This window comes from Priestia sp. JV24, assembly GCF_025910025.1.
In the GTDB taxonomy this organism is placed as follows: domain Bacteria; phylum Bacillota; class Bacilli; order Bacillales; family Bacillaceae_H; genus Priestia; species Priestia megaterium.
In genome coordinates, this window is record NZ_JAPCIN010000015.1 from 296,573 (window position 1) to 323,118 (window position 26,546).

Below are 26,546 nucleotides of genomic sequence, written 5' to 3' on the forward strand. Positions count from 1 at the left end.
GTACCAGATATTAAAAGTAGGTGTTATAATTAAGTATCAACTGATTTGAGGTGGAGAAATGATGCAATCAAAAGCTAGAATCACAGGAATGGGGATATATACACCAAAGCAAAAATTAACGAACGACCATTTAAAAGAAATGGTTGATACAAGTGACGAATGGATTGTACAGCGTACCGGAATGAAAGAACGACGAATTGCTGGTGAAGGCGAATACACGTCTACGCTTGCCATTCGAGCCGTTGAAAATTTGCTTAACCGATATGCTGTAGAAATAGAAGATGTAGATGCAATTATTGTTTCGACAACAACGCCAGATCACTTTTTTCCTAGCGTAGCATGTCAGATTCAAGATTACTTTCATATTGATCAAGCTGCTGCATTTGATCTAGGTGCCGCATGCGCCGGTTTTACATATGGCCTTCATGTGGCGAACGGCTTAGTGACGTCGGGATTGCATAAAAAGATTTTAGTTATTGGTGCTGAAGTCATGTCGAAAATTACAGATTATACGGACCGGGCCACATGCGTGCTGTTTGGTGACGGAGCGGGAGCTATGCTTGTAGAGTACGATGAGCATAATCCGAGTTTCTTAGGATGTCACTACGGAACGGACGGAAGCGGAGGGGTGAATTTATATCGTTCTAACTTATCTAATACTCTTTCAGGAAAAGAAATTAATTCGAGCGGGAATTTAGTTCAAAACGGGCGTGAAGTATACCGCTTTGCTGTCCGAACGATTCCAAAAGGAGTAGAAGCATTATTAAAGAATACTTCCATTTCTCTTTCTGATGTAAATTGGTTTATTCCGCATAGTGCAAACCTTCGAATGATTGAAGCTATTTGTGCTAAAACAGGTGTTTCAATGGATAAAACGTTAACGAGTGTGCAATACTGCGGAAATACATCTTCAGCTTCTATTCCGCTTGCTTTAAACGAAGGAATAATGACAGGAAAAGTACAGGGTAATGACCTCCTTATTCTTTATGGGTTTGGAGGAGGATTAACGCACTGCGGTCTGTTAATTAAATGGACGTGTAAAGAAAAAAGCTAAAAGGCGATGCCTTTTAGCTTTTTTGTCTTTTACTGCTAAGAAGAATTCGATAAAATGGAAAAAGAAGTAAAGGGGGTGTGCATATGAATCACGTTTTATACATTGAAGACAATGAAGAAATTGGATTAATGATTCAAAATGAGCTTAAAAAGCAAAACTATGAAGTTACTTGGTTACAATCAGGAGATATCGCCAGTCGGTTTATTAAACAAGCGGATATTGTCATTTTAGATGTAATGCTTCCTGGGTTAGATGGATTTACAGTGGGAAAAAAGCTTAAAAAACTAGCACCTGATGTCCCAATTTTAATGCTTTCAGCTCGTACAGCTCTAGAAGATAAGATCATGGGACTAGAGTTTGCCGATGACTATGTCACAAAGCCGTTTCATCCAGAAGAGCTACTTGCAAGGCTTGAAGTATTGTTAAGAAGATTTTCAAGAAAGAAAGAAGAGCTTATTTTAAAACATTTGCATATTTCGATGAGAGACTATCGCGTGATGAACAGAGAGACAAGTGAAGAAATTAGTTTAACAGGTAAGCAATTTCATATTTTTACTTATTTCCTTCAGCATTTAAATCAAATTTTAACAAAAGAACAAATTTATGAAGGGGTATGGAAAGAGCGTTATATAGAAGGAGATAAAACATTAATGGTACATATTCGCTATTTGCGAGAAAAATTGGAGAAAAATGCAGCTAAGCCTGAAATTATTGAAACAATACGAGGGATTGGGTACAGGGTGAAGCAATGAATGTTACACAGTCTCTTATCACGAAATATATCTTAATTATGATTGCAGCTGTACTAATTATACCTGTATCATTTTTTGCAGGCTCATGGCTGATCACCGTTCCTTTTATGCATATTCAAGGATTATTAAATGAAGAGTATAAAGGAAAAAGCTACTACGAACAAATATGGAATCAAGAAGCCAAAAAGCTAGAAGGAGCAAATGAGAAAACAATTAATCAAAAGCTAAAATTATTAAAAGAAAAATACCCTGAAGCTTCAATGTTCTGGGTAAACGAAGCTGGACAAACACAGCTTCCGCTTCCTTACCATGAATCCCTTCCGAAGCAATGGTCATCTTCTTATACGGCTGAATTTATCAAAAAACGATACGGAAACGATCCGTATACGGTTATTACCTTTATTGGAACAGATAAAAAGCAAGGTTTTATGGTCATTGAAGTGCCGGAAAAAGCCGTTGAGCCTCCTATTCAAAGGCTAGACCCAGCCTACTATAATATTTATTTAGGATTTGTTTTTATCATTGTGCTTTCTTTTATTGTACTTTCTCTATTCTTTTTTCTTCGAATTCGAAAAAGGCTGCGAGCGTTACAAGCTGCTATGAACAACAAAGACGAGCAAGGAATTCCTTTACCTGTTGTATCTGAGTCCACGGATGAAATTGGCCAGCTAGAACAATCGTTTAATCAAATGGTTAAACAGCTTCATGAAAGCCGGGACCGAGAGCAGCAAGAAGAACAGCTGCGACAAGACTTAATTATGAGTCTATCGCATGACTTACGAACACCGCTCACGACTGTTCGAACTCATATTTATCAGATGAAAAACGAAGAAATGGCCTTGAACGTTCAACAATCTCTTGAGGTAATTGATACGAAAGTAGAATTTGTTAGTGATTTAATAGATAATTTATTTTCCTATACGCTGCTGTTAAATAGAAAATATCCATATCGGGAAGAGGAAGTTGATATGGCTCGATTTCTTAGAAAAAGCATTGCACAATGGTATCCACTATTTGAAGAAGAGAATATGGAAGTGGATATTCAACTGCCTTCTCAGTCTATATATTGGCGCGGAGATGTTCAGTGGTTAGAAAGAATAATAGATAATTTATGTCAAAATGTCATTCGTCATGCCAAAGAAGGTAACTTTATTGGCTTTCGCCTTGTTCAAGAGCATGATTTATCTTCTCTCACCATTTCTGATAAAGGGTCAGGCTTTAACAAGAATAGCCATACGAAGCAAAACGGTGTAGGTCTAGCGATTGTGGATGCGATGATTAAAGAAATGGGGTTAACGTGGTCAATTCATTCTACAAAGCATGGAACGGATATTCAAATTGTGTACAAAGCGAGTGATTAATTCACACGCTTTTTTAAACGAATTTTAACCTTTCTTTTCCTTCCTCTTAACTTTAGCTGTTTATAGTAAAGGAGAGGTGATAAAAGTGGAAATTGTTAAAACGATTCAGCTGATAAAAGTATTTAAAGGAGCAGAAGCTGTAAATGAAGTGAATTTATCCATTAAAGAAGGAGAAATCTACGGGTTTTTAGGACCCAATGGAGCAGGGAAGACGACAACGATCCGAATGCTGCTCGGGCTAATGAAGCCAACGAGCGGGGAAATTGAGCTGTTTGGAGAAAGAATAAAAAATCACAGGCAGCATATTCAAGCCTTAAAAAAGATAGGTTCACTTGTAGAGAGCCCTTCCTATTATGCGCATTTAACTGCGAGAGAAAATCTAGAGGTACTTCGCAAAATACTAGGTGTATCTAAAAACAGAGTGGATGAAGTACTAAATATTGTAAAATTAACAAAAGAAGCAAATCGTCCAGTCAAAGGCTTTTCTCTTGGGATGAAACAGCGGCTTGGCATTGCTTCTGCACTCCTCGGAAATCCTCGTTTATTAATCTTAGACGAACCAACCAACGGACTGGATCCTGCAGGAATTCAAGAAATTCGTTCATTAATTAAAGAAATGCCAGGGAAAAACGGAGTTACCGTATTGATTTCAAGTCATTTACTCTATGAAATCGACCATCTAGCGACTCAAGTAGGTATTATTACAAAAGGAAAGATGCTATTTAATGGATCGATTGAATCGCTTCGCAAAAAGGCTAAGCATCAAGTGGCATTTACAACGGGAGAGATAGAAAAGGCTAAAACAATACTATTAGCAAATGGGTTTGTACCTACTATCGATAAACACAGTCTTCTTTTAGATTATATTGATCATGAGCAAGTGGCCCATCTTGTTTATCAGCTTGTGCAAGAAAATGTCTCAATCTACCGAGTTGAAGAAAAATCGAAATCATTAGAAGATATCTTTTTAAAGCTGACGAGTGAGGAGAATGGATATGTTCACAAAAATACTGCAGGCTGAGTGTGTAAAGTTAAAAAGAAAATGGCTCCGGTTTTTACTATTTTTAGGTCCAGCGGGTGTAATTGGCTTAACGCTAGTTGATTATAGCGTTCGATATGAATATTTAATTCAGCAAAACCCGAACGTGTGGGAAGGTCTTTTGCATGAACTAAACATCACGCTTCCAATAGCTTTTTTACTGGGAGGAACGATTCTTGCTTCAAATGTAGCACATATTGAATATCATAGAAGCTCATGGAAGCAGTTGCTGAGCTTACCTGTGAGCAGACTGAGTGTTTATACAGCAAAATTTGTAGTAGTTATGTTTATGCTACTTATCGCTTCTGCTGTTCTATTAATCGGTATAATTGGGCTAGGGTGGTGGTTAGGATTTGGTCTGCCTCCTTCTTGGAAAACTCTTTTTGTTTATACCTTTTATCCGTTTTTTTCGGCTATTCCGTTTGTGGCTATTCAATTATGGCTATCTATGCTTTTTAAAAATCAAAGCCGTTCTCTGGCACTAGGTATTGTGATGAGTGTGACAATGAGTGGTATGAGAGAATTGCCGAGCTGGTTTTTCTGGCAATGGCCAATGCTAGTGTTTTCCGATTATCGGAATACGTATATGATAACAGGTATAATTATCGGCGTTTTTTTATATGCTGCAGGTGCTCTTCACTTTATCAAAAAGGATGTGGCCTAAATGTTGTGGCAATTATGCAAGATAGAATGGTTTAAATTGTTTAAAACAAAAGCCTGGACTTACCTTTTTGTTAGTCCCATTCTTATTGCTGCTATCCTTTTTGTAGGTGATCAGGCAATGCCAAACGGGAGGATGAAATGGTTAATGGCAGATGCTTTGATTGCCAATGTTCACGGCTTACTGTTTTATCCGTTAATTGGCGGGTTAGTAACATCGTTCATCTGTCGGTATGAACACGAAGCCGGAGGGTGGAAGCAATTACTATCTCTTCCTGTGACAAGAACATCCGTATACGGAGCAAAATTGATCACATCAGCAGCTTTCATGGGAATTCTTCAAGTGCTTGTATTTGTTGTTTTATTAGGAGTTGGCATGTTGAAAGGCTATCCGAATGCTATTCCACTAAAAATGATAGCTGGAAATATGCTAGGCGGCTGGGTTGCAGTGTTGCCAATTCTAGCGTTTATGCTAGCTGTGTCAATGGCACTTTCTAGCTTTGGAGCATCTTTAACAGTCAATGTCATTTTAACACTACCGAATTTATTCGTTGCTAATTCTGAACGATTTGGTCCCTGGTACCCATGGACTCAGCCAATGTATGGAATGTTAGGTGTAACGGGAAAAGCATCATGGGGGTTGATGCTGACTACACAGAACTTCCTAGCAGTTGTTATAAGCAGCTTTCTGCTTTTTGGAGCAGCAGGTTTACTGTATTTTCAGCGCAAACATATATAATAGAAAAAACCCGCTTTTTTATAGCGGGTTTTCAGCCGGCTTTTGGAATGGTAAAACCTACTCCAAAGACGTCGCGCACATCGTGTACGACCACAAAAGCTTGTTCGTCGACTTTATGAATAATACGCTTTAATTCTAGCAGTTCTTGTTTGTTCACAACTACGTACAATACGTCTTTTGCTTCTTTTGTATAGCTTCCATGAGCAGAAAAGACAGTGACGCCGCGTTGCATCTTTTTATTGACTTGTTCGGCTACTTCAGCTGAACGGTGTGAAATAATAGTGATTGCTTTGCGAGGGTTGAGTCCTTCAATGATATAATCAAGCACCTTCGTTCCGATGTAAAGAGAAATAACCGTATACATCGTCTTTTCTCCACCGATGACAAAATAAGCGCTTGCTACAACTAATAAATCAATTGCCAGCATCGTTTTGCTAATATTCCAGTCTAGATATTGATTAGCTAAGCGGGCAATAACTGCAGAGCCTCCGGAAGTTCCGCCACCTCTAAACACAAGTCCGAGTCCTACACCAGCTAAAATACCAGCAAAAATAGCCCCCAGTAGCGTATCGTCAAGAGGATTTCCCAGTCCTTCAGTTATATGTAGGAATAGAGACGTAAAAATAATACATATAATTGTGTAAGCAATCACACGTTTGTGAAGCAATTTGTATCCGATCAGTACCAGCAAACCGTTTAATATAAAGTTTGTGATACCCGGAGACCAGCCTAATACATAATAGGTAATCATTGTTACACCGGTTACGCCGCCTTCTGCTAATTCATTTGGAATAGCAAAGTAATTAATGGCCAGTGCGAAAATGAGGCTCCCTAGAATAATGAGGATAATTTCTTTTATTTTATTAATCATGAACGTTACCTCCAATCATCAAAAGCTCCGAAAACACAGTCATGACAATGTATTATACCAACTCTAGAGACCGAATTAAAGATGGGATATCATTATTTTTTTAAAATCAGTTTCTGCTATTAACATAAAATCTTTTGACAGTTTTTATGGAGTATGAAAGAATGAATTGTTTGCTTTTATTTTGATTAAAAAGTTTTGCAATGAGAATGTTCGTTCGGTAAAATAGAAGCAAGAGTCAAGGGGGAGAATGAACGTGTATCAAGATGAATTAAAACAGTATGCGAAGTTAGTAATGCCCGAGCATTTAGAGAAAATGAAGAAAATGTACAGTCCCGATGCGCATAAGCAGCCTTTAGGGTTGAGAAAAGAAAAGATTGAGCATATTGAAAATGTCATTATGAACAGTTACTCGGAGCATCATCCAGTAACACTTCACGTCTATGAAGCAGGACATATTCAAAGGTATGAACGAGTGACGATTGATAAAGTCTCGCTGCAGTCGAATACGCTGATGGTTACAGGCCCTTGTTATACATATTCGATTCGAGCGGATGCAGTAATTGAAGCAGATGTATGGAAAGATGAAAGCTACTCTAGCTAAGAGTAGCTTTTTTGTTCGTTTTGTATCTTTTTTTTAACGCATGCATACAATACATAAAAGCATATTCTGCGAGTAGCAACTTCTAGCTACTAGGAAATTTTAATTAAAGAAGGGATTATTGTATGCAAAATGAAAAAACCCAAGTAAGAGAAATCGAATTAACGCAGTTCATTAAAAAAAGACTCGTTCGTTTTATCTCAAGTTTAGCTATTTCTTCTGCCCTTGCTTCCATATTATATATGCTTCTGTTTTTATTTAAATGATGGGTCACTTTGAGTTGTCCAAAAAGGTGGACAACTTTTTTGGTGTGTAAGCTTTTATGAAATCAGGACAAGCTATGCGTGATTCAGTCAGAAAAATTCAATCGGTCAAGAAATAGTCAAAAACAGTCATAGCTAATTGGGTAGAAGAAAACCTTTACATATAATGAGAAAAGTAGACAAATTCTTGAATTACCAGCTTATTTCCTTTTGTATAAACTATCATTAAAACAAATGCAAAACTAATTATTCATTCAAAAAACTTTATTTTGTAATTAAAAAAATGAATGTTTTTGATTTTTTATGATTGATTTTGAATGTAAACCGTGATAAAGTAAGTACATGAAATAAATGAAAACGCTTTTTTGAAAAAGGAGCTAGAACATGTTAACGCCGGAGAGACATCAACTAATCTTAAAACTTTTAAAAGAGAAAGAACTTGTAAAAGTGCAAGAGTTTATCGAAGTTACAGGCGCTTCGGAATCCACAATTAGAAGAGACTTAAGTCAACTAGAAGAAGAGCAAATGCTCAAACGTGTTCACGGTGGCGCTTCGCTTATTCGCAGTAAACGAATTGAACTGAGCGTTATCGAAAAATCTGCTAAAAATGTTCAAGATAAACGAAACATTGCAGAGTATGCGGCTTCCATTATAAATGAAGGTGACTGTATTTTTTTAGATGCAGGAACTACAACGTATGAAATGATTCCTTTTTTAAAGCAAAAAGATGTAGTTGTCGTGACAAATGGTTTAATGCATTTAAACCCGATGCTAGAACAAGGTATCACCCTCTATTTAATTGGAGGATCCGTTAAACATAAAACGGGCGCTTTAATTGGCAATGGAGCTCTTTTAAGTCTTGAGCAATATCGTTTTGATAAGTGCTTTATGGGAGCGAATGGGATTCATCATCAATATGGATATACAACTCCCGATCCAGAAGAAGCATTAATCAAGCAAACGGCAATGAAGCTGTCTAGAGAATCTTATATTTTATCAGATTCTACTAAGTTTTTTGAAACAAGTTTTGCGAAAATAGCCGATTTACATGAAGCAAAAATTATAACAAATGACGTACCTAGCGATGTACTTATACAGTATGCAAACAAAACAGACATAAAGGTTGTGAAATCATGATTTATACATGTACGTTGAACCCATCCGTTGATTACGTAGTACATGTTTCAGCATTCGAAGAAGGCGGGCTTAACCGCACAACGAATGAAGCCAAGTTTCCAGGAGGAAAAGGCATTAACGTCTCTCGCGTTTTAAAGCGATTAGGTGTTGATAATAAAGCTCTCGGTTTTGTAGCCGGCTTTACAGGAACCTATATTGAAGACTACTTAAAAGCGGAGAATATCGAAACAGCTTTTACAAGAGTTGATGGAGATACCCGCATTAACGTAAAGTTAAAAACGGAAAAAGAAACAGAAATTAACGGTCAAGGACCTGCTATTACAGACGAAGCGCTTCAGTCTTTATTGACTCAAGTAAAGCAAATGACTGAAGGCGATATCTTCGTATTAGCAGGGAGTATACCGAAAACGCTTCCAAGTTCCGTGTATGAAACATTAACTGAACTAGCTGCAGCGAACGGAGTAAAAGTTGTAGTAGATGCAAGTGGAAAAACCTTGCTAGACGTCGTGTCTCACAAGCCGTTTTTTATCAAACCGAATCATCATGAACTTGCAGAATTGTTTGATGTAGAAGTAAACAGTGCAGAAGATGCGCTAGTATATGGTAAAAAACTTGTGGAACAAGGAGCGCAAAACGTCGTTGTATCCATGGCAGGCGATGGAGCACTTCTTATTAACGAAAGCGGTGTCTACAGTGCCACAGTCCCTAAAGGAACAGTGAAAAATTCTGTTGGAGCTGGCGATTCACTTGTAGCTGGATTTATTGCTTCTTATGTAAAGCAAGGGGATTTATTAGAAGCCTTTCAAACAGGAGTTGCTTCAGGAAGTGCCACAGCATTCTCACTTGAATTATGTACAGCAGAAGATGTACAGACGCTTCGTGAACAAGTGTCAATCACAAAGGTAGAGTAGGGGGAACCGAGAATGAGAATTACAGAACTATTAAAAAAAGATACAATCATTCTTGATTTAAAAAGCACGGCAAAAGCTGATGTTATTGATGAGTTAGTTGGAAAATTAGACGAAGCTGGTCGCTTAAGCGACCGAGCTGGCTATAAAGAAGCAATTTTAAACCGTGAATCTCAAAGTACAACGGGAATTGGGGAAGGCATCGCCATTCCGCATGCGAAAACAAGCTCGGTAAAAACGCCGGCCATTGCATTTGGACGCTCAACAGAAGGTATCGATTATGAATCATTAGACGGACAGCCTGCACATCTATTCTTTATGATTGCAGCGAGTGAAGGCGCAAATAACGCTCACTTAGAAACACTATCTCGTTTGTCTACGTTATTAATGGACGAATCGTTCCGAAAAACGTTGCTAACGGCATTATCGATTGATGAAGTTATTAAAGCAATTGATGATAAAGAAACTGAAAATGAAGCGCCGGAAGAAGAAGTGGATACGGCTTCAGATCAATTAGTGCTTGCTGTAACGGCTTGTCCAACAGGAATTGCCCACACATATATGGCAGCGGACAGCCTAAAAGCAAAAGCGAAAGACATGAATGTCACGCTAAAAGTTGAAACAAACGGTTCCAGCGGGGTTAAAAACGCGTTGACGAAGGAAGAAATTGAAAACGCTACCGCTATTATCGTTGCAGCGGACAAGCAAGTAGAAATGGAACGTTTTGCAGGTAAAAAAGTTATTCAAGTTCCAGTAGCTGAAGGAATTCGCAAGCCTGAAGAATTAATTAACCGCGCGTTAAAAGGAGATGCTCCTATATACAGCGGCGGCGGTGGCAGCAAAGAAGGCGGAGAAAGTAAAGGATCAGAGCGTACAGGGTTTTACAAACACCTAATGAGCGGTGTATCAGCAATGCTTCCGTTTGTTGTAGGGGGCGGGATCTTAATTGCTATTTCATTCATGTTTGGCATTCACTCAGCAGAACCGAAAGATCCGACGTACAATGCATTTGCAGCGGCGCTAAAAACAATTGGCGGAGATAATGCATTCTTTTTACTAGTACCGGTACTAGCAGGGTTCATTGCAATGAGTATTGCTGATCGTCCTGGTTTAGCTCCTGGTATGGTTGCAGGTCTTTTAGCAGCTTCTGGTGGAGGCGGTTTCTTAGGTGGTTTAATCGCTGGTTTCTTAGCGGGTTATGTAGTAGTGGGATTAAAGAAATTATTCAGCGGTTTACCGCAAGCGCTTGATGGAATTAAGCCAGTTCTTCTTTATCCGCTATTTGGGATTTTTATCTCAGGATTGATTATGCTTTATGTTGTAAACGAGCCAGTTAGTGCAATTAACAAAGGATTAACGCACTGGTTAAGTGGATTTGGTACAGGTAACTTAGTATTATTAGGTATTATCTTAGGCGGTATGATGGCAATTGATATGGGTGGCCCTATTAATAAAGCAGCCTTTACATTTGGTATTGCAATGATTGATGCTGGAAACTATGCACCACACGCAGCGATTATGGCAGGCGGTATGGTTCCACCATTAGGTATGGCTATTGCGACAACTTTGTTCAAAAACAAATTTACTCGCCAAGAGCGCGAAACAGGTAAAACGTGTTATGTAATGGGTCTGTCATTTATTACAGAAGGCGCGATTCCATTCGCAGCAGCTGACCCAGGCCGTGTTATTCCCGCATCGGTTATCGGTGCTGCAGTAGCAGGTGCTTTAACAATGATGTTCCACATCGGTTTACCAGCACCACACGGCGGTGTATTCGTTATCGGAATTGTACAAGGAAATCCTCTTTTATATGCACTAGCAATCTTAATTGGTGCAATTGTAACGGCGGTTCTTGTAGGGGTATTAAAAAAGCCAAAAGCAGAATAACAAATAAAGACTGATTTTACATGATGTAAAATCAGTCTTTTTGTGTTTTTCTGGTAGACATTTGTTCTCTATGAGAGTACAATTACGGTAGTATTCCTTTAATTTTTAGAAAAGTTAGATAGATGAGCTTTTCTACTTGATAAAATATGGTACAATAATCGAATATTAAAAACAAAGTAAGGAAGTGTCTCACACATGAAGGTTGCGAAGTTTGGCGGGAGTTCAGTTGCAAGCGCAGAGAAATTTAAACAGGTTGCGCATATTGTAACGTCTGATAAAGAGAGAAAGCTGGTAGTCGTATCAGCTCCGGGTAAGCGATACGGAGAAGATACAAAAATGACAGATTTGCTAATCGCACTTTCTGCCAAAATACAGCTTGGAGAAGATTACGTAGACGAGTTTGGGCAAGTAATTGATCGCTATCGTGAAATCGTTGTGGACTTGTCTATGCCAGAAACGATTATTACTGACATTATTACGAATTTACAATCACTTATTGATTTACATAAAAACGATCCATTTCGCTTATTAGACTGCCTAAAAGCAAGTGGAGAAGATAATAACGCAAAGGTAATGGCTTCTTATTTAAACCATTTAGGTTTCGAAGCTCATTATGTAAATCCAAAAGAAGCAGGTATTTTTGTTTCTGATGAACCCGGAAGAGCAAGAGTGCTTCCACTGTCTTATGAAAAATTACCGCAGCTAAGAGAGCGTTCGGGCATTTTGGTGATTCCAGGATTCTTTGGCTATTCTGAAGAAGGGAACATGGTTACGTTCTCGCGCGGTGGATCAGATATCACAGGCTCAATTGTAGCAGCGGGAGTAAAAGCTGATTTGTATGAAAACTTTACCGACGTAGATGCTATTTATAGCGTAGATCCAAGACTTGTGGAAAAGCCTCATGAAATGAAAGAAGTAACATACAGAGAAATGCGTGAACTATCCTATGCAGGTTTTTCTGTCTTCCATGATGAAGCGCTGGAGCCGGTTTATAAACTAGGCATTCCTGTATGTGTAAAGAATACAAATAATCCTGAAGCAAAGGGGACATTCATTGTAGCTGAGCGTCCTCACGGAGATACGCCGGTGGTCGGAATCGCTGGGGACAAAGGTTTTTGCAATATCCACGTGAGCAAATACTTATTAAACCGTGAAATTGGTTTTGGCAGAAGATTGCTTGAAATTTTAGAGGATGAAGGTATTTCATACGAACATACCCCTTCAGGAATTGATAATATCTCTGTCATCATGCGCGAGCATCAGCTTACGCCAGATGTTGAAAAACGCGTATTTGCTCGAATTGAAAAAGAACTTGAGGTAGATGAAATCTTTATTGAACGTGATCTTGCTATGGTTATGGTAGTAGGAGAAGGAATGAATAGCACAGTAGGAATTGCTGCAAAAGCTACAGAAGCTTTTGCTCGTGCTGAAGTGAATCTTGAAATGATCAACCAAGGTTCTTCTGAGGTGAGCATGATGTTTGGTGTGAAAGCAGATGCTTTAGACCGTGCCGTTCAAGCTCTTTACAATACGTATTTTAACAGCATGTACAGTATTTCTTATTCGAATGTAAAATAAACAAGACGAAAAACCCCCCTTTCTTTTTAGAGAGCGGGGTTTTCTAGTGAAGGCGTATAAAAATCAAATTTGTGGACATAAAGGGAAGGAAGAGTGAAGTCAAAGGAGGAAATACAGTGAAGAAACGACCCTTTTTCATATTCTTTTCCCTTATAAGTATTAGCGTACTTTCAGCATGCCACAATGATGATGCAGCACCAGCAAAAGAAGCTCAAAATAAACAAGGCGTGACGAATGGCGGAACGCCGATGAGCTATGATAATCAAAGCGAAAACACATCTTTTAACTTTTCAAAATTTGATTTAGAAGTAGACTATAAGGGGCTCAACAATGATTATGAAGCCGACTACGAAAATGAAAATGATGAGATAGAAGCCAAAGTGGATGATAATATTAACGATGAGCACTTGAACGGAGATAAAGCTTTTAATAAATTATCTTCAAAATTTAAAAAGTTAAATTTTGATCAGCGCACGCCCGATGAAGATGTAAAAAAGGAAGTAATCGATGCGTTTGGTCTAAAAAAAGATTTTCAGTCGTTTGAATTAGAAGTTCGTTTTTCAAACGGAACGGAAAAAGAATACAACTTTAAACAGAAGTAAGACGTTAAAGCAAAGTATTTTAGTTGAAGGAAAATCCGAACGATGAATCGAGGTTCTTCATTAAGAATCCAACTCGTTCGGATTTTTTCATTGGCAAGGTGAACGTATGTCTCAATCTTATTTTTGATGTCTAAAAAAAGGAAAATAGTGAAAGGATGGTGATAAATAAGAAAAAGGAGGAATCACGGATGCAAAAGTTGATAATGAACGGATGCGTAGTCTTTGTGCTGTTATTGTTAGGAGCATGCAGCATGGTAAAAGAGCAAAATAACGCTCATGAAAACCACCTGAAAATAGAGGAAGCGAAAGAAACAAGCGAAGTATCAGTAGAACCTGTTAAAGTGGATTTAACAAATACATCGGGCAAAAAAGTAGGAGAGGCTACCCTGTCAGAAGCAAAGAACGGCGTGCACATTAAATTAACTGCTCAAGGTCTTTCACCGGGGAGACATGGATTTCATATTCATGAAATAGGAAAATGTGAGGTGCCGGATTTTAAAACAGCGGGTGCCCATTTTAATCCTTTTAAACGTGAACACGGCCTTAAAAATACAAAAGGCCCGCATGCAGGTGATTTGCCCAATCTAGAAGTTGCTCCAAATGGCAAAGTAGATACAGAAATTTTTGCTTCTCTTGTCACGCTGCAAGAAGGAAAGCCGAATTCTCTTTTGGATATGGATGGATCGGCATTAGTGATACATGATAAAGTCGACGACTACACAACGGATCCTTCAGGAAACTCAGGAGATCGGATTGTTTGTGGAGTGATTATAAAATAAGCCAAAAAGCTGTGAGATCATTCACGGCTTTTTTATTTCAGTAACGAGCCGCTTCTAAATTGCGGTGAGCTTCTTTTTTTTGCACAATAGAAGAAAGAGCTAAAGAAGGTGAAAACATGCATAAGCAAGTTGTCGTAATAGGCGGAGGAATAGGTGGGTTAACAGCGGGAGCGCTTTTAGCTAAACATGACTATGAAGTGACGGTTTTAGAAGCTTCTCGAGAATGGGGAGGCTGTGCAGGGAAATTTCAGCGTCATTTGTATACGTTTCCTGTTGGGGCGACGCTTGGAATGGGATTTGAGCACGGAGGGATACATGAGCGAATCGGCACGTACCTTGGCCTAGAAATTGAAAAGGTTTCTCTTGAGAAAATCATGAAAGTTCATCTTCCTCATCGTACACTGATTTATTATCAAGACCGGTATCAGCATATTTCCTATCTCCAAAAACAATTTCCTCATAAAGCAAAAAATATTAGGAGTTTTTATGAAAATGTTTTTAGAATTGCAAAAGAAATTCGCAAGCTTATGCAGTCTCTGCCGGTTCTTCCTCCTCTAACAGTCGGTGAGTGGAGCAGGCTGGTAAGTTCGTTGAATGTTGGTTCTGTGAAGCTGTTGCCTTATTTTCATCAATCGTTTAGTTATTTACTAAAAAAACACAGCTTGTTAGACGAAGCGGACTTTCTTCATTTTGCTGATGGTCAATTAATAGACAGCATGCAGACAACGAGTGAGAACTGTTCAATGCTTATTGGATGTTTAGCGTTAGATATTTATCACGAAGGTGCTTTTTATGTAAAAGGTGGCTTATACAAAGTCGCAGAAGCGCTGCAAAAATCGATTAAAGTCAACGGAGGAAAAACGATTCTAGGAAGGAAAGTAGTAAAGATAGAGCGTGATAATGACGGGTGGATCGTGCATGATCATAGAGGTAATCGTTACTGGGCATCAGACATTGTATGCAACGCGCCGGTTCAAAGCTTAAAGTCTTTGCTGCATGATGAAGATTACCAACATATTCATAAGCGAGCAAAAGAAAAAAGCGAGCTTTCGCAGTGGGGAACGTTTTCGATGTATTTTGCGATTGATGAAAGAGATCTGCCGCAAAAGGTAGAGTTGTTTCATCAAGTACTTCAATCCGAACAAGGGGAAATGACGGAAGGAAATCATTTATTTCTCTCAGTCTCTCATCCTGATGATCGTTTTCGAGCGCCTGAAGGCAAGCGTACAATTACAGCGTCTACTCACATTGATCTTAGCAAGTGGAGTAACAAAGAAGCCTATGACCTTCAAAAACAAGTTCTTGAGAAAAAAATGGTAGCAGGCATTAAAACCATTATTCCTGGCATTGAAAAAGCAGAGCATCAAATTTCGGGAGCTCCTAAAGCATGGGAAAGGTTCACCTCTCGCCCAAACGGGGGAGTGGGAGGCTTTCCGCAAACGTTAGATCATGCCTTGTTCAACAGCATTTCGCATCGATCTGGCTTACAAGGACTGTGGTTATGCGGAGATACAGTGTTTCCGGGAGCGGGAACTATAGGCGTATCGGTAAGCGGCTATCATGTGTTTCAAAGTATAACGTCTCATCGCCATACGTTACCTTAACATTTCTTACATACAAACTACTATTGTTCATACTATTAAAAAAACACCGGCCCTATTACCATAGGGCCGGTGTTTTCAGGAGAGGAACAGCTTCCACCACTTCCGTTTTCGCTTCATATCAGCAGCGGCGGTTTGTCTAAAGGTTTGGACAAAATCACTAAACATCTCTTCGCGTTCAGCTACGCTTTGACGATGGAGCTTACGCTCTTTCTCCATTTCTTTTAAATAATAGACTCGTTCCTCGTTCATTGAATCAATTAAATCACGAAGCTCTTCTGTCGTATTGGTTGAAGAATTGTTTAATTTTTCAACCATAAATTTTACTTGATTCATCGCAACGGTGGAATTACTGGAGAATCGATCTAATAAATACTGCATTTCTTTAGAGGATTCATCCGCATTCTCCATGACATCTTTCATGAAAAGGCGCATATCCTCGGTTTTCTCTTCAGCGATTGTTGAATAATCTTCAATCAAAGAAGTGACTTCATCAAACGATTTTTCGTTAGAACGGATAATTTTTTTAGACATATTTTCTACATCTCTTGCGCTGCGTTCTGAAGACTCAGAGATATATGCCCCAACCGACTCCACCATTTCTACAGTTTGGGTAGCGCTTTTTTCAAGCTCTCTTTTTACTTCTCCGACAATTTCTTCGCGAACTTCATTTCGCATACCTTCTCGCATTTCTTTTAACAAATCAGCTTTAAATGTATCAAGCACTTCAAACACATCTTCATAGCGGCGAACAGCTTCTACTAATTCCCCTTGAAGCAGTTCTTTTTCATTCACAACAAGGTCGTTTGGTTTTGGCTCTTCAATAGAAGCAGAAATAGCCTGCTTTTCTTCTTCAGTAGCCAATCGTGCTTCAGGTATAGGAGGGGTCTTCTCTTGCTTATTTTCTGAAATGCTTTCCTGCTTTTCAGCAGCTTTTTTCTTTTCTTGCTTCATTTGTTTATTGGAATGTTCTTGAAAATCAATGACGTTTTCTTTTTTAGCAGTTTTCAACTGTGCCGGTTCTTCTTCTTTTGAAACCGCTGCCTCAGATTCCATCACTAAATGCTCCTGTTCTTCTTGTTCTTTTATCAGCAGCTGAACGTATTCTTTGACTTCATCTAACGTACATTGTTCATCAAACAGCTGTTTAATATCATTAAATAATTCAATTTGTTCCTCTGTATAGACACGGGCACCATCTACTCGTTCAATTGTTAAATAGCTGCCCAATAATTTTTCCCATTGTTTTAGCGTTTTCTTTTCTACCTCTAATTGATCACTTACTTTTTTAATTGTATATGTCTCCATCATTTTTCATTTCCTCCCTTATCTATTTTCATCCAACTATGTAATGGATTATTTGTTGTATGTTGTATTCACCATATCTTCACTTGTTTTCCTGCTAGGTGACAAAGGTTGTCAAAACTAGACGACATTAGCCTTCTATGTAAAGAAAACGCATATTTTGTAAAAAAATGTACATAAATGCGTAAATGGCAAAAATGGAAAATACAAAAGAAAAGAAGAGTATAGAAAACAGTTGACGGGAAAAAATGAATCCTATAAGATAAGTTTAAATGTTTAAGTTCTTGAACATTTAAACATAAGGAGTGAACACTATGTCACAGCATTATGCGCTCATCACCGGTGCGTCGGGAGGAATAGGTAAAGAGTTAGCTTATCAATTCGCAAAGGATGGGCATCCTGTAATTTTAGTTGCCAGAAGCGCTGATAAACTAGCGGCTATTGGAGAGAATTTAAAATCTACTTATAATATTGAAGTCATAACGGTTGTTAAGGATTTATCAAGAGAAGAAGAGATACAGTCATTATATGAAGAACTTAAAAATAAAAAAATGCACGTTGATTATTTAGTGAACAATGCTGGTTTTGGACTATACGGCAAATTTATTGAAACAGCTTTAGATGAAGAGTTAAACATGATTGATTTAAATATTCGAGCATTAACTCATTTAACAAAATTATTTTTACCGGATATGATCAAAAGAAATCGTGGGAAAATTTTAAATATTGCATCTGTTGCTGCATTTATGCCAGGTCCACTTATGACGGTATATTACGCAACGAAAGCGTACGTATTATCTTTCACAGAGGCCCTTGAAAATGAATTAAGAGGTACCAATGTAACGGTAAGTGCTCTATGCCCGGGTCCAACTAAAACGGGTTTTAGCGACCGAGCCCAGCTAAGCAACTCCAAACTTTTTCAAAGCGGTGCAATGGATGTAGAAACAGTAACGAAAGTTGGCTATAAAAAATTTATGAAAGGGCAGACGGTTATCGTACCAGGAGTACAGTTTCGTCTTGCTACGTTCATCCCGCGCTTCGTGCCAAGAAAGTGGCTTACATCCGTTGTCCGCAGAACACAAGAAATTAAATAAAGGAGAATCTATATGAGTGAAAAAGCAGTCGAGTTATTTCGTGCCAGCATTCCCATTTTTCAGGCTCTAAGTGATTCAGCAAGACAAGATATTATTTTGCTGCTCGCCGAAAAAGAGCCTTTAACCGTTAATGAAATTGCAAACGAGTCTACTCTATCACGACCGGCGATTTCTCATCATTTAAAAATTCTACGCGATCAAAAGCTTGTGCAAATTGAGCAAAAAGGAACGCAGAGATATTATTCATTAGCTTTGAATGAGGCAGTTGAGCTATTAAAAAACTTGCTTGCTACAGTTGAAGCCGAATGTTTATAGGGAGATGAAAGGAATGAACCACGAGCGATTCTATATCACAGATGAAACAGTCATTGAACATATTGTTTCTACACAAAAGCAGTATTTCTATGCGCAAAAGACAAAGAGTATCAGCAGCCGCATTCAAGCGCTGAATAAGCTAAGAGACGCAGTCAAACAAAACGAGCAGAGAATTATGGATGCTTTAAAACAAGATTTAAATAAATCTGAAGTAGAGGCTTACACGTCGGAAATTGGGATTTTACTAGAGGAGATTCGATTTACGCTTAAGCATTTAGCAAAATGGATGAAGCCTAAAAAAGTAAAAACTGCTTTAACACATGTGGGCTCTAAAGGGAAAATTGTTCCTGAACCGTATGGAGTCGCGTTAATTATTGCTCCGTGGAACTATCCGTTTCAATTAGCACTGTCTCCTTTAGTAGGAGCGATTGCTGCTGGAAACACGGCGATTATAAAACCTTCTGAATTAACGCCTAGCGTATCTCGCGTTATACAAGAATTACTGGCTGAAGCTTTTGACCCAGCATTTGTGACGGTGATTGAAGGCGCTGTAGAAACGACAAGCCTGCTTTTAAAACAGGCGCTTGATTATATTTTCTTTACGGGAAGTGTAAATGTAGGGAAAATTATTATGCAAGAAGCAGGGAAGCAGCTTATTCCAGTCACGCTTGAGCTAGGCGGAAAAAGTCCGTGCATTGTACATGAAGACGCAAACCTAGATCTTGCAGCGAAGCGAATTATGTTTGGTAAAGGGATGAATGCAGGCCAAACGTGCGTTGCTCCTGATTATTTGCTCGTGCATAAAAAAGTGAAAGCGCAGCTTGTAGAGAAACTTCGCGAAGCAATTTCTCAATTTTACGGTAGTAATCCACTTGAAAGCAACCGCTACGGCCGTATTGTCAGTGAGCGTCATTTTACTCGGCTAGTTGAGTTTTTAAAAGACGGAAATGCTATAGTTGGAGGCAGGTACAATAAAAACACGCTAACAATAGAACCTACGGTGTTAAGTGAAGTAAGCTGGACATCAGATGTTATGCAAGAAGAAATCTTTGGGCCTATTCTTCCTATGATTGAATATGAAACACTAGACGAAGTCATTCATAAAGTTCAAGAAAAAGCTAAGCCGTTAGCTCTTTACTTATTTACAGAAAGTGAAGATGTGCAAAACGTGATAACGGAGCGCCTTTCATTTGGAGGAGGCTGTATAAACGATACGCTTATGCATATCGCTACGCCATATTTGCCGTTTGGCGGAGTGGGAGAAAGCGGCACGGGTCAATATCATGGAAAAGACAGCTTTCAGACATTCACTCATTTTAAAAGCATGCTGTCTCAAACAACCAAGTTTGATTTGTCATTCCGCTATCCTTCGGAAAAACAAAGCTTGAAAATGATCAAAAAACTATTGAAATAAAAGAGCCTCCTGATAGGAGGCTTTTTCGTTATTTTGAAAGTAAAAGCTGAGAAAGCGGCCATTTTTCTTGGGTATATGCCATTTCCCAAAATAAATACTCCAGTTCACAGCTTTTGATGAAGTGATCTTTCATACGGTTACGTTCTTCTTCAGTCGCTTGTTCGGCGAGTTCATCAAGCTTGTTACAAAACCATTGTGTTGTGCCATTCATTTCTTCATTATTATAAAACTGAATCCATTCATAAAAAGGATGAGAAGGAGATGGATTTACTTGTTCTGTAATGCGCTGGCCAATTTCAACGTACGTCCATGGACATGGAAGAAGCACTGCAATGATTTCTGCTAAGCTGCCTGTATGCGCAACACTTGTCATATGGTTAATGTAGTGGCTGGCCGTCGGTGAAAGCGTCTCAGTGTGAAGGTCTTCATAACGTACGCCTGCTACTTCACAAAAATTATTGTGAGGGTGTACTTCACTATGTAATACCGTAGAAATGCCGGCATTAAAGGCTTCCATTTCGGTACGCGTGCGGCATTTTGTTAAAGCAGCGCCGTAAATGCGAACAAATGCTGTTAAGTATTCGTAATCTTGAGAAACGTAGTGAATAAGCGCTTCTTTTGGCACGTTTCCTTCAGCAATTCCTTTAATAAAAGGATGGTTAAAAATGGCTTCGTAAATATAGTTTGCTTCTTGTCTTAATTGAGATGAAAATGACATCAAAATCCTCCTTTAATATGAGGAAGTCACAAACAAGCACATAAAGGAAATAAAAAACACTCCGTTTATAAACGGAGTGGCAAAGGACAGTAAAAAACTGAACATTGCCACTTTCCTACGCTGGTATGAGCCAGATCAGGTTCAAAGGGATCAAGAAAACTTGTCTCAGCCGGTGGCACCCCTAGTGGACTTCCTATTAATCTACGTTTAACTTACCATATATTCTGAAAAATAGAAAGCGTTATGGGGAATTGTGTGCTAACAACTTTTCTTTCTTAAAGAGGAAATTTCTTAAAGCTGTTTTTAATCATTTTTGGTTAAAAATGCATATTTTTAGGGAAGAAGAGGTATTAATGAAGGGAAGAGCCGTTTTCGTCTCCGAAACACTCCCATATAAATAGAAGAAAGGAGAGAACAAAATGGCGAAATTTCGTTTGTATGCTGTATTAAATACAGTAGGCTTGGCTATTACACTACTTGTGAATTATTTAGCAAATGCCATTCCAATAGGAGGCAAAACAACGGGAGAAGCTTCTGCGCAAGTTCCTACGTTGTTTACACCAGCGGGTTATGCCTTTGCTATCTGGGGCGTTATTTATTTATTATTAACCATTTGGGTTATACGCCAATTTTTTGCAAGAGAAGATCAAAAGGAAATATATGCACGTATCGGCATTTGGTTTTTTCTAAACTGTTTGTTAAATAGTGCGTGGATCTTTATTTTCCAAAACGATTACTATAAGTTATCTCTTTTAGTTATGCTCTTTATTCTAGGCACATTAATGATTGTGTATTCCACTATTCAGCATTCTCGAATGACGACATGGTTTATGCGTCTGCCGATTTCGCTTTATCTTGGATGGATTTCTGTTGCGACTATTGTCAATGTGTTTGTCGTATTTCAAGCAAATGGAATACAGCACTTGATTGGCTTAAACGAGTTAACATGGACGATTATTATGCTGCTGGTAGGAGCTGTGCTGGGCATTATGTTTACATTAAAAAACCGAGACGCTGTTTATCCGCTTGTTTTTATTTGGGCTTATATTGCCATTGCAGTGAAGCAAAGTGGAAATCAGCCAATTGTCATTACTGTCATCATTTTAGTTGTTTTATTAGCAATTGCCATTATTGTGGGATTGATTAAACGCTATAGACGTTTTTAAAAAGAAGCTCTAGCTTTTGTAAGCTAGAGCTTTTTATGATGCTCTTTTGATTGTAAAAAAGCAGCTGTAAAAGCAATTAAGCTAATTAAAATACCAAAAGGAACAACAATTGGTACGAATGATAAAATAAATGTCATAAGTGTAACCTCCATATTGCATCGGTGCATAATGAAAAATTCAACTTTTTTAAATTGAAGTTCCGCTACTATAGTATGCTAGGCTTTATGTTTGGAGCCTATATGTTTAGAAATAAACGAAAAAGGCAAAATACGTTACATATAGGTTATATAGGAGGAGTTAAAATGGAAACATATTTAGTTGCTTACACAGATAAAGATGATATGGAATATAAACAAGTGACATGCGAGAGCTATGAAGATGCAGAGCGTACGGTTCTTCGTTTAGAGAGAGAAGGGCATATGCATATTGAAGAAATATCAAATCAAGAAGCCTATCGCGGAGACGAATCATCGTACAGAGAATGATTTTTGAATAGAAACATCAAACTTAAAATGAAGAAGCAGCTGCTTCTTCATTTTTTCTATTCTATATAGATATCGTTTTATAGAAAAAAGTAAAACGGGAATGATTTTCTTCTGCATTTATGGTACAGTACTAATCAGGTGAGTTTTGAGTTTAGAAGAGGAGAGAGTAACATTATATGAGTAAAGGAAATCAGTGGTCTTCACGCCTCGGTTTTATTTTAGCATCTGCTGGGGCAGCAATTGGTCTAGGAGCGATATGGAAGTTTCCATACGTAACGGGAACCAGTGGCGGTGGAGCGTTTTTTGCGTTGTTTATTTTATTTACGATTTTTATTGGATTGCCGCTTCTGTTGGCAGAATTTATCATTGGAAGACATACGGGGAAAGAAGCGATTAGTGCTTATAAGGCAATTGCTCCAAAATCCGCTTGGGTATGGATTGGCAGGCTGGGAGTACTAAGCTGTGTCATTTTGCTTTCCTTTTACAGCGTCGTTGGCGGCTGGGTGATTTTATATACGATTATGAGCGTAACCGGTATGCTAAGCGGAAAAGAGTACGGCCCGTTGTTCAATGCCGTCATTAGCCAACCTTATGTAGTATTAGGTGCACAGGCGCTGTTTTTATTAATTACAGTGTTTGTTATTTCAAAAGGCGTACAAAAAGGAATAGAGCGTGCTAATAAATACATGATGCCGCTGTTATTTATCTGTTTTATCATTATCGTGGTGCGTTCTTTAACATTAGACGGAGCAATGGACGGAGTAAAGTTCTTTTTGAAACCGGATTTTTCAGCCATTACAGGGGCATCTGTTCTCTATGCGCTCGGTCAGTCGTTTTTCTCGCTTTGCGTGGGATTATCCTGCATGGTGACATATAGCTCTTATTTAGGGAAAAAAGTAAGCTTGACACGTTCAGCTGGTACTATTGCTCTTTTGAACTTGTTTGTTTCGCTGCTGGCGGGCTTGGCTATTTTTCCAGCCGTTTTTTCATTTGGATTAAAGCCAACTGAAGGACCTGGACTTTTGTTTGTGGTCTTGCCAACAGTATTTGAGAAAATGCCGTTTGGTACCGTCTTTTTAGCACTGTTTTTAATTTTATTTCTATTTGCTACGCTTACGTCTGCTTTTTCACTGCTGGAAATTATCGTAGCTGCTTTAACCAAAGACGATCAGACAAAACGAACTCGCTACGCTTCTTTATCAGGGATTATTGTGTTTGTGGTAGGTATCCCATCAGCGCTTTCGTTTGGTGTACTAAAACATGTCTCACTTTTTGGCAGAAGTATATTTGACGTAGCTGACTTTTTTGTGAGCAACTTAATGCTGCCTCTGGGAAGTTTAGCCATTGCGATTTTTGTGACATTTAAAATGAAAAAAGAAGCCGTGTATGAAGAGTTTATTTCAGGAAGTACAAAAGGCGCTAAATTATTCAACGCATGGTTCTTTCTAGTTAAATACGTATTGCCTATTATTATTATAGCTGTTCTATTAAGCTTACTTGTTGCATATTAAAAAAAGCACTCATCTGAGTGCTTTTTTTGTTTATTTTGCAAAAACGTGATTTCCGATTGTAATCGTAACCTGTTTTTGACGAAGCCATTGGTCACTTGTTTTATCTGGATTAAAGAAGAATAACGAACCTTTTCCTTGGCCTCTAAAAGCTAGTGCTTCATTCACAGCTTTTTTTGCTTCAGCATCCGCTGCTTTATTGATTTCACCGTTTTGTACGGGTGTAAACTGTCTACCTTGATAAATCACATCATGAATAGAATTTGGGAAAGAATCGCTATCCACGCGGTTTAAGACAACTGTTGCTACAGCCACTTTGCCAGCGTAAGGTTCGCCTTTTGCTTCAGCTTGTACAAGGCGAGCTAACAATTCTTTATCACTTTCGCTAATAGAGTTAGGGATTGTTAGTGTTTCATTTGCATTAATAGAGTCGGTAGATTTGTGATTCGCTTCTTTTAACTGTTCAACCGTAACTCCGTATTCAGCGCCAATCTTGTAAAGAGTCTCTCCAGCTTTTACGCGATGGGTTGTTTCAGCGGCATTTGCCACGTGACTCATGCCGAACATAGGAACTGCTAGTGCTCCAATAATTGCTAGTTTCTTAAACATAAAGTAAGTACCTCCTGAAATCCTTTTGAACGCCCCTTTTATCACGGATCGGTGCGTGCTGTGCACCGAACTTTATATGTACGTTTCAAAGGTTAACAGGTGTCAATACATCTTGTCACTGCTTAAAACATACCAATCTAGGAAGAAATTATAATAGTTAACAGATAATTTGAAAAATACGTTGACTGATAATAAAGGAGTGAATTATAATGAACGAGTAAATAGTTAACCGTTTAACTGGAGAGATTTTATGGGAGAAAAGATAACGATTCGTGATGTAGCGAAGCATGCAGGAGTGTCTGCAGCTTCAGTATCTTACGTCTTAAACGGAATTAACAAAGTATCCGATGAAACAAAAGAGCGAATTTTAACAGCGGTAAAAGAATTAAACTACGAACCAAATTTAACCGCCGTTAGTCTTTCGAAACAAAAGTCAAATATGATTGGCGTTATGTTCCCGCTTACAGATGATTCACTTTCTACTATATTTAAAGATAACCATTATTACAGTGAAATGATTAGTGGAATTGAATATGTAATCCGTAAGCATGGTTATGATCTAGTCATATCTGGAGCGAGTAGCCCGGCTGATTGCCTAAAATGGATTCGAACGAGAAATATTGATGGTCTTCTGTTTTTAGGAGCCTTCCCGCATCGATTGTATGAGAAAATGAAAGCGTTATCGAATCCGATTGTGCTAGTAGATACATATGAAAGGTACGAACGTGATTATCATCATATTTCTGTAGACGATGAGTATGGAGGATATCTAGCTACAACCCATTTAGTGAATTTGGGGCACAAAGAAATTGCCTTTGTTGCTCATCACCTCGTCAATAGTCCAGTGGATAAAAAGAGGTATATAGGCTACGAGAAAGCATTAAAAGAAGCGGGCATTACACCATCAAAGACGTTTGTTTTTGAAGTGAACGAAAGTTCGTTTGATAACGGTTACAATTTAGGGAACAAGCTGCTGAAAGATCACAAGGATATTCGGGCGGTTTTTGCATCCTCTGATACGCTGGCGCTTGGAATTATGAAAGCACTGCAAGAAAAGGGGAAAAAAATTCCGCAGGACTACTCAATCGTAGGGTTTGATGACATAACGTTTAGTAGCTATGCATCTCCCAGTCTAACAACCATTCGTCAAGATGTATTTAATAAAGGAGTCGTCGCCGCGACGTCGGTTATTCAAGCAATTGAACACCGTTTCAGCACGCTGCAGCATGTGAAATTATCGGTTGAACTTATTATTCGAGATTCAACTGCTAAGCGCGGGTGAACCGCAGTAAGTTAACCGGTTAACCAAAGTTTAGCCTTTATAAAAAAAGGGGATATAAGTTAGCATTCACAAAAAAAGGGGATATGAAAATGATTAATGTTACAGTATGGAATGAAAATCGTCATGAACAGAAAAATCCGGTTGTAAGAGAAATTTACCCTGAAGGCATTCACGGTGCCATCGCTTCTTTTTTAGAAGAAGGAGGGTTTCGTACACACACCGCAACATTAGACGAAGTAGAACACGGGTTGACTGAAGAAGTATTAAATCAAACGGATGTTTTAGTATGGTGGGGTCATTTAGCACATGACGAAGTGAAAGATGACATCGTTGAGAAAGTAAAGCAGCGCGTGCTAGACGGTATGGGGCTTATTGTCTTACACTCAGGTCACTTTTCTAAAATTTTTAAAACGTTAATGGGCACAAGCTGCGACTTAAAATGGCGTGAAGCAGATGAAAAAGAGCGCTTGTGGGTAGTAGAACCGAGCCATCCGATTGTGGAAGGTATTGGTGAATTTATCGAGCTTGAGCGCGAAGAAATGTATGGAGAGCACTTTGATATTCCAGCACCTGATGAACTGATTTTCACGAGCTGGTTTGAAGGCGGAGAAATTTTCAGAAGCGGCTGCACGTACAAACGCGGAAACGGAAAAGTATTTTATTTCAGACCTGGACATGAAACATATCCAACATACCATAACAAAGACATTCAGCGTGTCATTATGAATGCTATTAAATGGGCGAAGCCAGCGGAGAGAAAACGTCCTGTTTACGGCAATGCGCAACCGCTTGAATCAATCGCTGTTAAAAACTAATTAATA

27 protein-coding genes and 1 riboswitch are annotated in these 26,546 nt (G+C 38.6%); of the genes, 23 read left to right on the plus strand and 4 right to left on the minus strand.

Features of this window, described 5'->3' with window-relative positions; genetic code table 11:
- Positions 1-58: 58 nt before the first annotated feature.
- From OK414_RS10840 to OK414_RS10865, 6 genes are all read left to right on the plus strand, one after another.
- Complete coding sequence (locus OK414_RS10840; protein ID WP_034652572.1) at positions 59-1,054, plus strand: ketoacyl-ACP synthase III; 996 nt, start codon at positions 59-61, stop codon at positions 1,052-1,054.
- 83 nt (positions 1,055-1,137) lie between these two features.
- Positions 1,138-1,806, plus strand: a complete 669-nt coding sequence (locus tag OK414_RS10845; RefSeq protein WP_016763924.1) for a response regulator transcription factor — start codon at positions 1,138-1,140, stop codon at positions 1,804-1,806.
- Positions 1,803-3,167 carry a sensor histidine kinase gene (locus OK414_RS10850; protein ID WP_034652569.1) on the plus strand — a complete coding sequence of 455 codons (1,365 nt, stop codon included), beginning with the start codon at positions 1,803-1,805 and terminating at the stop codon, positions 3,165-3,167. The genes OK414_RS10845 and OK414_RS10850 overlap by 4 nt, the downstream gene beginning before the upstream one ends.
- A gap of 85 nt (positions 3,168-3,252) precedes the next feature.
- Positions 3,253-4,188 carry an ATP-binding cassette domain-containing protein gene (locus tag OK414_RS10855; RefSeq protein ID WP_016763926.1) on the plus strand — a complete coding sequence of 312 codons (936 nt, stop codon included), beginning with the start codon at positions 3,253-3,255 and terminating at the stop codon, positions 4,186-4,188.
- Positions 4,163-4,870, plus strand: coding sequence for an ABC transporter permease (locus OK414_RS10860; protein ID WP_263045589.1), 708 nt, complete (start codon positions 4,163-4,165; stop codon positions 4,868-4,870). The genes OK414_RS10855 and OK414_RS10860 overlap by 26 nt, the downstream gene beginning before the upstream one ends.
- Positions 4,871-5,605, plus strand: a complete 735-nt coding sequence (locus OK414_RS10865; RefSeq protein ID WP_034652565.1) for an ABC transporter permease — start codon at positions 4,871-4,873, stop codon at positions 5,603-5,605.
- Positions 5,606-5,636: 31 nt separating this feature from the next.
- Here the strand turns inward: OK414_RS10865 and OK414_RS10870 are convergent, their stop codons facing one another.
- The gene (locus tag OK414_RS10870; RefSeq protein WP_034652562.1) at positions 5,637-6,476 is read right to left on the minus strand and encodes a YitT family protein; all 840 of its coding nucleotides are present in this window, start codon (positions 6,474-6,476) and stop codon (positions 5,637-5,639) included.
- Positions 6,477-6,723: 247 nt separating this feature from the next.
- On the opposite strand from OK414_RS10870, the gene OK414_RS10875 reads away from it, so the two are divergent.
- The 9 genes from OK414_RS10875 to OK414_RS10915 all read left to right on the plus strand — a co-directional run bounded on the left by OK414_RS10875 (position 6,724) and on the right by OK414_RS10915 (position 15,832).
- Positions 6,724-7,077, plus strand: coding sequence for a YolD-like family protein (locus OK414_RS10875; RefSeq protein ID WP_034652559.1), 354 nt, complete (start codon positions 6,724-6,726; stop codon positions 7,075-7,077).
- Positions 7,078-7,199: 122 nt separating this feature from the next.
- The gene (locus OK414_RS10880) at positions 7,200-7,340 is read left to right on the plus strand and encodes a hypothetical protein (RefSeq protein WP_013056833.1); all 141 of its coding nucleotides are present in this window, start codon (positions 7,200-7,202) and stop codon (positions 7,338-7,340) included.
- Between the two features lie 381 nt (positions 7,341-7,721).
- Entirely contained in the window at positions 7,722-8,474 is a 753-nt protein-coding gene (locus OK414_RS10885; protein ID WP_013056834.1) for a DeoR/GlpR family DNA-binding transcription regulator, read from the plus strand.
- A complete protein-coding gene (pfkB, locus tag OK414_RS10890; RefSeq protein WP_095379590.1) occupies positions 8,471-9,385 on the plus strand; it encodes a 1-phosphofructokinase in 915 nt (304 codons plus the stop codon). The genes OK414_RS10885 and pfkB overlap by 4 nt, the downstream gene beginning before the upstream one ends.
- A gap of 12 nt (positions 9,386-9,397) precedes the next feature.
- Positions 9,398-11,269: a fructose-specific PTS transporter subunit EIIC gene (locus OK414_RS10895; RefSeq protein ID WP_263045590.1), complete on the plus strand. Its 1,872-nt coding sequence runs from the start codon at positions 9,398-9,400 to the stop codon at positions 11,267-11,269.
- A 195-nt stretch (positions 11,270-11,464) separates the two neighbouring features.
- The gene (locus tag OK414_RS10900) at positions 11,465-12,847 is read left to right on the plus strand and encodes an aspartate kinase (RefSeq protein ID WP_016763932.1); all 1,383 of its coding nucleotides are present in this window, start codon (positions 11,465-11,467) and stop codon (positions 12,845-12,847) included.
- Positions 12,848-12,963: 116 nt separating this feature from the next.
- The gene (locus OK414_RS10905) at positions 12,964-13,449 is read left to right on the plus strand and encodes a YusW family protein (RefSeq protein WP_016763933.1); all 486 of its coding nucleotides are present in this window, start codon (positions 12,964-12,966) and stop codon (positions 13,447-13,449) included.
- 188 nt (positions 13,450-13,637) lie between these two features.
- Positions 13,638-14,228, plus strand: a complete 591-nt coding sequence (locus tag OK414_RS10910; protein ID WP_034652553.1) for a superoxide dismutase family protein — start codon at positions 13,638-13,640, stop codon at positions 14,226-14,228.
- Between the two features lie 116 nt (positions 14,229-14,344).
- Positions 14,345-15,832 (plus strand): FAD-dependent oxidoreductase, encoded by a 1,488-nt coding sequence (locus tag OK414_RS10915; RefSeq protein ID WP_034652551.1) that lies wholly within the window; start codon positions 14,345-14,347, stop codon positions 15,830-15,832.
- 75 nt (positions 15,833-15,907) lie between these two features.
- On the opposite strand, the gene OK414_RS10920 is transcribed toward OK414_RS10915, so the two are convergent.
- Complete coding sequence (locus OK414_RS10920; protein ID WP_025752150.1) at positions 15,908-17,140, minus strand: helix-turn-helix domain-containing protein; 1,233 nt, start codon at positions 17,138-17,140, stop codon at positions 15,908-15,910.
- A 308-nt stretch (positions 17,141-17,448) separates the two neighbouring features.
- On the opposite strand from OK414_RS10920, the gene OK414_RS10925 reads away from it, so the two are divergent.
- Genes OK414_RS10925 through OK414_RS10935 form a run of 3 tightly spaced genes read left to right on the plus strand, consistent with a single transcriptional unit; the run spans position 17,449 to position 19,957 of the window.
- Positions 17,449-18,228: an SDR family NAD(P)-dependent oxidoreductase gene (locus OK414_RS10925; protein WP_034652547.1), complete on the plus strand. Its 780-nt coding sequence runs from the start codon at positions 17,449-17,451 to the stop codon at positions 18,226-18,228.
- A gap of 12 nt (positions 18,229-18,240) precedes the next feature.
- A complete protein-coding gene (locus OK414_RS10930; protein ID WP_016763939.1) occupies positions 18,241-18,543 on the plus strand; it encodes an ArsR/SmtB family transcription factor in 303 nt (100 codons plus the stop codon).
- A 13-nt stretch (positions 18,544-18,556) separates the two neighbouring features.
- Positions 18,557-19,957 carry an aldehyde dehydrogenase gene (locus tag OK414_RS10935; protein WP_263045591.1) on the plus strand — a complete coding sequence of 467 codons (1,401 nt, stop codon included), beginning with the start codon at positions 18,557-18,559 and terminating at the stop codon, positions 19,955-19,957.
- Between the two features lie 28 nt (positions 19,958-19,985).
- On the opposite strand, the gene tenA is transcribed toward OK414_RS10935, so the two are convergent.
- Positions 19,986-20,675, minus strand: a complete 690-nt coding sequence (gene tenA / locus OK414_RS10940) for a thiaminase II (protein ID WP_016763941.1) — start codon at positions 20,673-20,675, stop codon at positions 19,986-19,988.
- Positions 20,676-20,770: 95 nt separating this feature from the next.
- Positions 20,771-20,868: riboswitch (TPP riboswitch) on the minus strand.
- A gap of 226 nt (positions 20,869-21,094) precedes the next feature.
- Here tenA and OK414_RS10945 point away from each other — a divergent pair.
- The 3 genes from OK414_RS10945 to OK414_RS10955 all read left to right on the plus strand — a co-directional run bounded on the left by OK414_RS10945 (position 21,095) and on the right by OK414_RS10955 (position 23,837).
- Positions 21,095-21,841 carry a TspO/MBR family protein gene (locus tag OK414_RS10945; RefSeq protein WP_034652544.1) on the plus strand — a complete coding sequence of 249 codons (747 nt, stop codon included), beginning with the start codon at positions 21,095-21,097 and terminating at the stop codon, positions 21,839-21,841.
- Positions 21,842-22,143: 302 nt separating this feature from the next.
- Positions 22,144-22,326, plus strand: a complete 183-nt coding sequence (locus OK414_RS10950) for a hypothetical protein (RefSeq protein ID WP_013056847.1) — start codon at positions 22,144-22,146, stop codon at positions 22,324-22,326.
- 176 nt (positions 22,327-22,502) lie between these two features.
- Positions 22,503-23,837 carry a sodium-dependent transporter gene (locus OK414_RS10955; RefSeq protein WP_034652542.1) on the plus strand — a complete coding sequence of 445 codons (1,335 nt, stop codon included), beginning with the start codon at positions 22,503-22,505 and terminating at the stop codon, positions 23,835-23,837.
- Positions 23,838-23,867: 30 nt separating this feature from the next.
- On the opposite strand, the gene OK414_RS10960 is transcribed toward OK414_RS10955, so the two are convergent.
- Positions 23,868-24,443 carry a cell wall hydrolase gene (locus OK414_RS10960; protein WP_016763944.1) on the minus strand — a complete coding sequence of 192 codons (576 nt, stop codon included), beginning with the start codon at positions 24,441-24,443 and terminating at the stop codon, positions 23,868-23,870.
- 250 nt (positions 24,444-24,693) lie between these two features.
- Here OK414_RS10960 and OK414_RS10965 point away from each other — a divergent pair, with 250 nt between their 5' ends.
- Positions 24,694-25,725, plus strand: a complete 1,032-nt coding sequence (locus OK414_RS10965; protein WP_016763945.1) for a LacI family DNA-binding transcriptional regulator — start codon at positions 24,694-24,696, stop codon at positions 25,723-25,725.
- An 89-nt stretch (positions 25,726-25,814) separates the two neighbouring features.
- Positions 25,815-26,540: a ThuA domain-containing protein gene (locus tag OK414_RS10970; protein ID WP_013056851.1), complete on the plus strand. Its 726-nt coding sequence runs from the start codon at positions 25,815-25,817 to the stop codon at positions 26,538-26,540.
- Positions 26,541-26,546: the final 6 nt, after the last annotated feature.

Coding starts and splice junctions, on each gene's coding strand:
- OK414_RS10840 (WP_034652572.1), top strand. CDS start 59: ATGATGCAATCAAAAGCTAGAATCACAGGAATGGGGATATATACACCA.
- OK414_RS10845 (WP_016763924.1), top strand. CDS start 1,138: ATGAATCACGTTTTATACATTGAAGACAATGAAGAAATTGGATTAATG.
- OK414_RS10850 (WP_034652569.1), top strand. CDS start 1,803: ATGAATGTTACACAGTCTCTTATCACGAAATATATCTTAATTATGATT.
- OK414_RS10860 (WP_263045589.1), top strand. CDS start 4,163: ATGTTCACAAAAATACTGCAGGCTGAGTGTGTAAAGTTAAAAAGAAAA.
- OK414_RS10865 (WP_034652565.1), top strand. CDS start 4,871: ATGTTGTGGCAATTATGCAAGATAGAATGGTTTAAATTGTTTAAAACA.
- OK414_RS10870 (WP_034652562.1), bottom strand. CDS start 6,476: ATGATTAATAAAATAAAAGAAATTATCCTCATTATTCTAGGGAGCCTC.
- OK414_RS10875 (WP_034652559.1), top strand. CDS start 6,724: ATGAACGTGTATCAAGATGAATTAAAACAGTATGCGAAGTTAGTAATG.
- OK414_RS10880 (WP_013056833.1), top strand. CDS start 7,200: ATGCAAAATGAAAAAACCCAAGTAAGAGAAATCGAATTAACGCAGTTC.
- OK414_RS10885 (WP_013056834.1), top strand. CDS start 7,722: ATGTTAACGCCGGAGAGACATCAACTAATCTTAAAACTTTTAAAAGAG.
- pfkB (WP_095379590.1), top strand. CDS start 8,471: ATGATTTATACATGTACGTTGAACCCATCCGTTGATTACGTAGTACAT.
- OK414_RS10895 (WP_263045590.1), top strand. CDS start 9,398: ATGAGAATTACAGAACTATTAAAAAAAGATACAATCATTCTTGATTTA.
- OK414_RS10900 (WP_016763932.1), top strand. CDS start 11,465: ATGAAGGTTGCGAAGTTTGGCGGGAGTTCAGTTGCAAGCGCAGAGAAA.
- OK414_RS10910 (WP_034652553.1), top strand. CDS start 13,638: ATGCAAAAGTTGATAATGAACGGATGCGTAGTCTTTGTGCTGTTATTG.
- OK414_RS10915 (WP_034652551.1), top strand. CDS start 14,345: ATGCATAAGCAAGTTGTCGTAATAGGCGGAGGAATAGGTGGGTTAACA.
- OK414_RS10920 (WP_025752150.1), bottom strand. CDS start 17,140: ATGATGGAGACATATACAATTAAAAAAGTAAGTGATCAATTAGAGGTA.
- OK414_RS10925 (WP_034652547.1), top strand. CDS start 17,449: ATGTCACAGCATTATGCGCTCATCACCGGTGCGTCGGGAGGAATAGGT.
- OK414_RS10930 (WP_016763939.1), top strand. CDS start 18,241: ATGAGTGAAAAAGCAGTCGAGTTATTTCGTGCCAGCATTCCCATTTTT.
- OK414_RS10935 (WP_263045591.1), top strand. CDS start 18,557: ATGAACCACGAGCGATTCTATATCACAGATGAAACAGTCATTGAACAT.
- tenA (WP_016763941.1), bottom strand. CDS start 20,675: ATGTCATTTTCATCTCAATTAAGACAAGAAGCAAACTATATTTACGAA.
- OK414_RS10945 (WP_034652544.1), top strand. CDS start 21,095: ATGGCGAAATTTCGTTTGTATGCTGTATTAAATACAGTAGGCTTGGCT.
- OK414_RS10950 (WP_013056847.1), top strand. CDS start 22,144: ATGGAAACATATTTAGTTGCTTACACAGATAAAGATGATATGGAATAT.
- OK414_RS10955 (WP_034652542.1), top strand. CDS start 22,503: ATGAGTAAAGGAAATCAGTGGTCTTCACGCCTCGGTTTTATTTTAGCA.
- OK414_RS10960 (WP_016763944.1), bottom strand. CDS start 24,443: ATGTTTAAGAAACTAGCAATTATTGGAGCACTAGCAGTTCCTATGTTC.
- OK414_RS10965 (WP_016763945.1), top strand. CDS start 24,694: ATGGGAGAAAAGATAACGATTCGTGATGTAGCGAAGCATGCAGGAGTG.
- OK414_RS10970 (WP_013056851.1), top strand. CDS start 25,815: ATGATTAATGTTACAGTATGGAATGAAAATCGTCATGAACAGAAAAAT.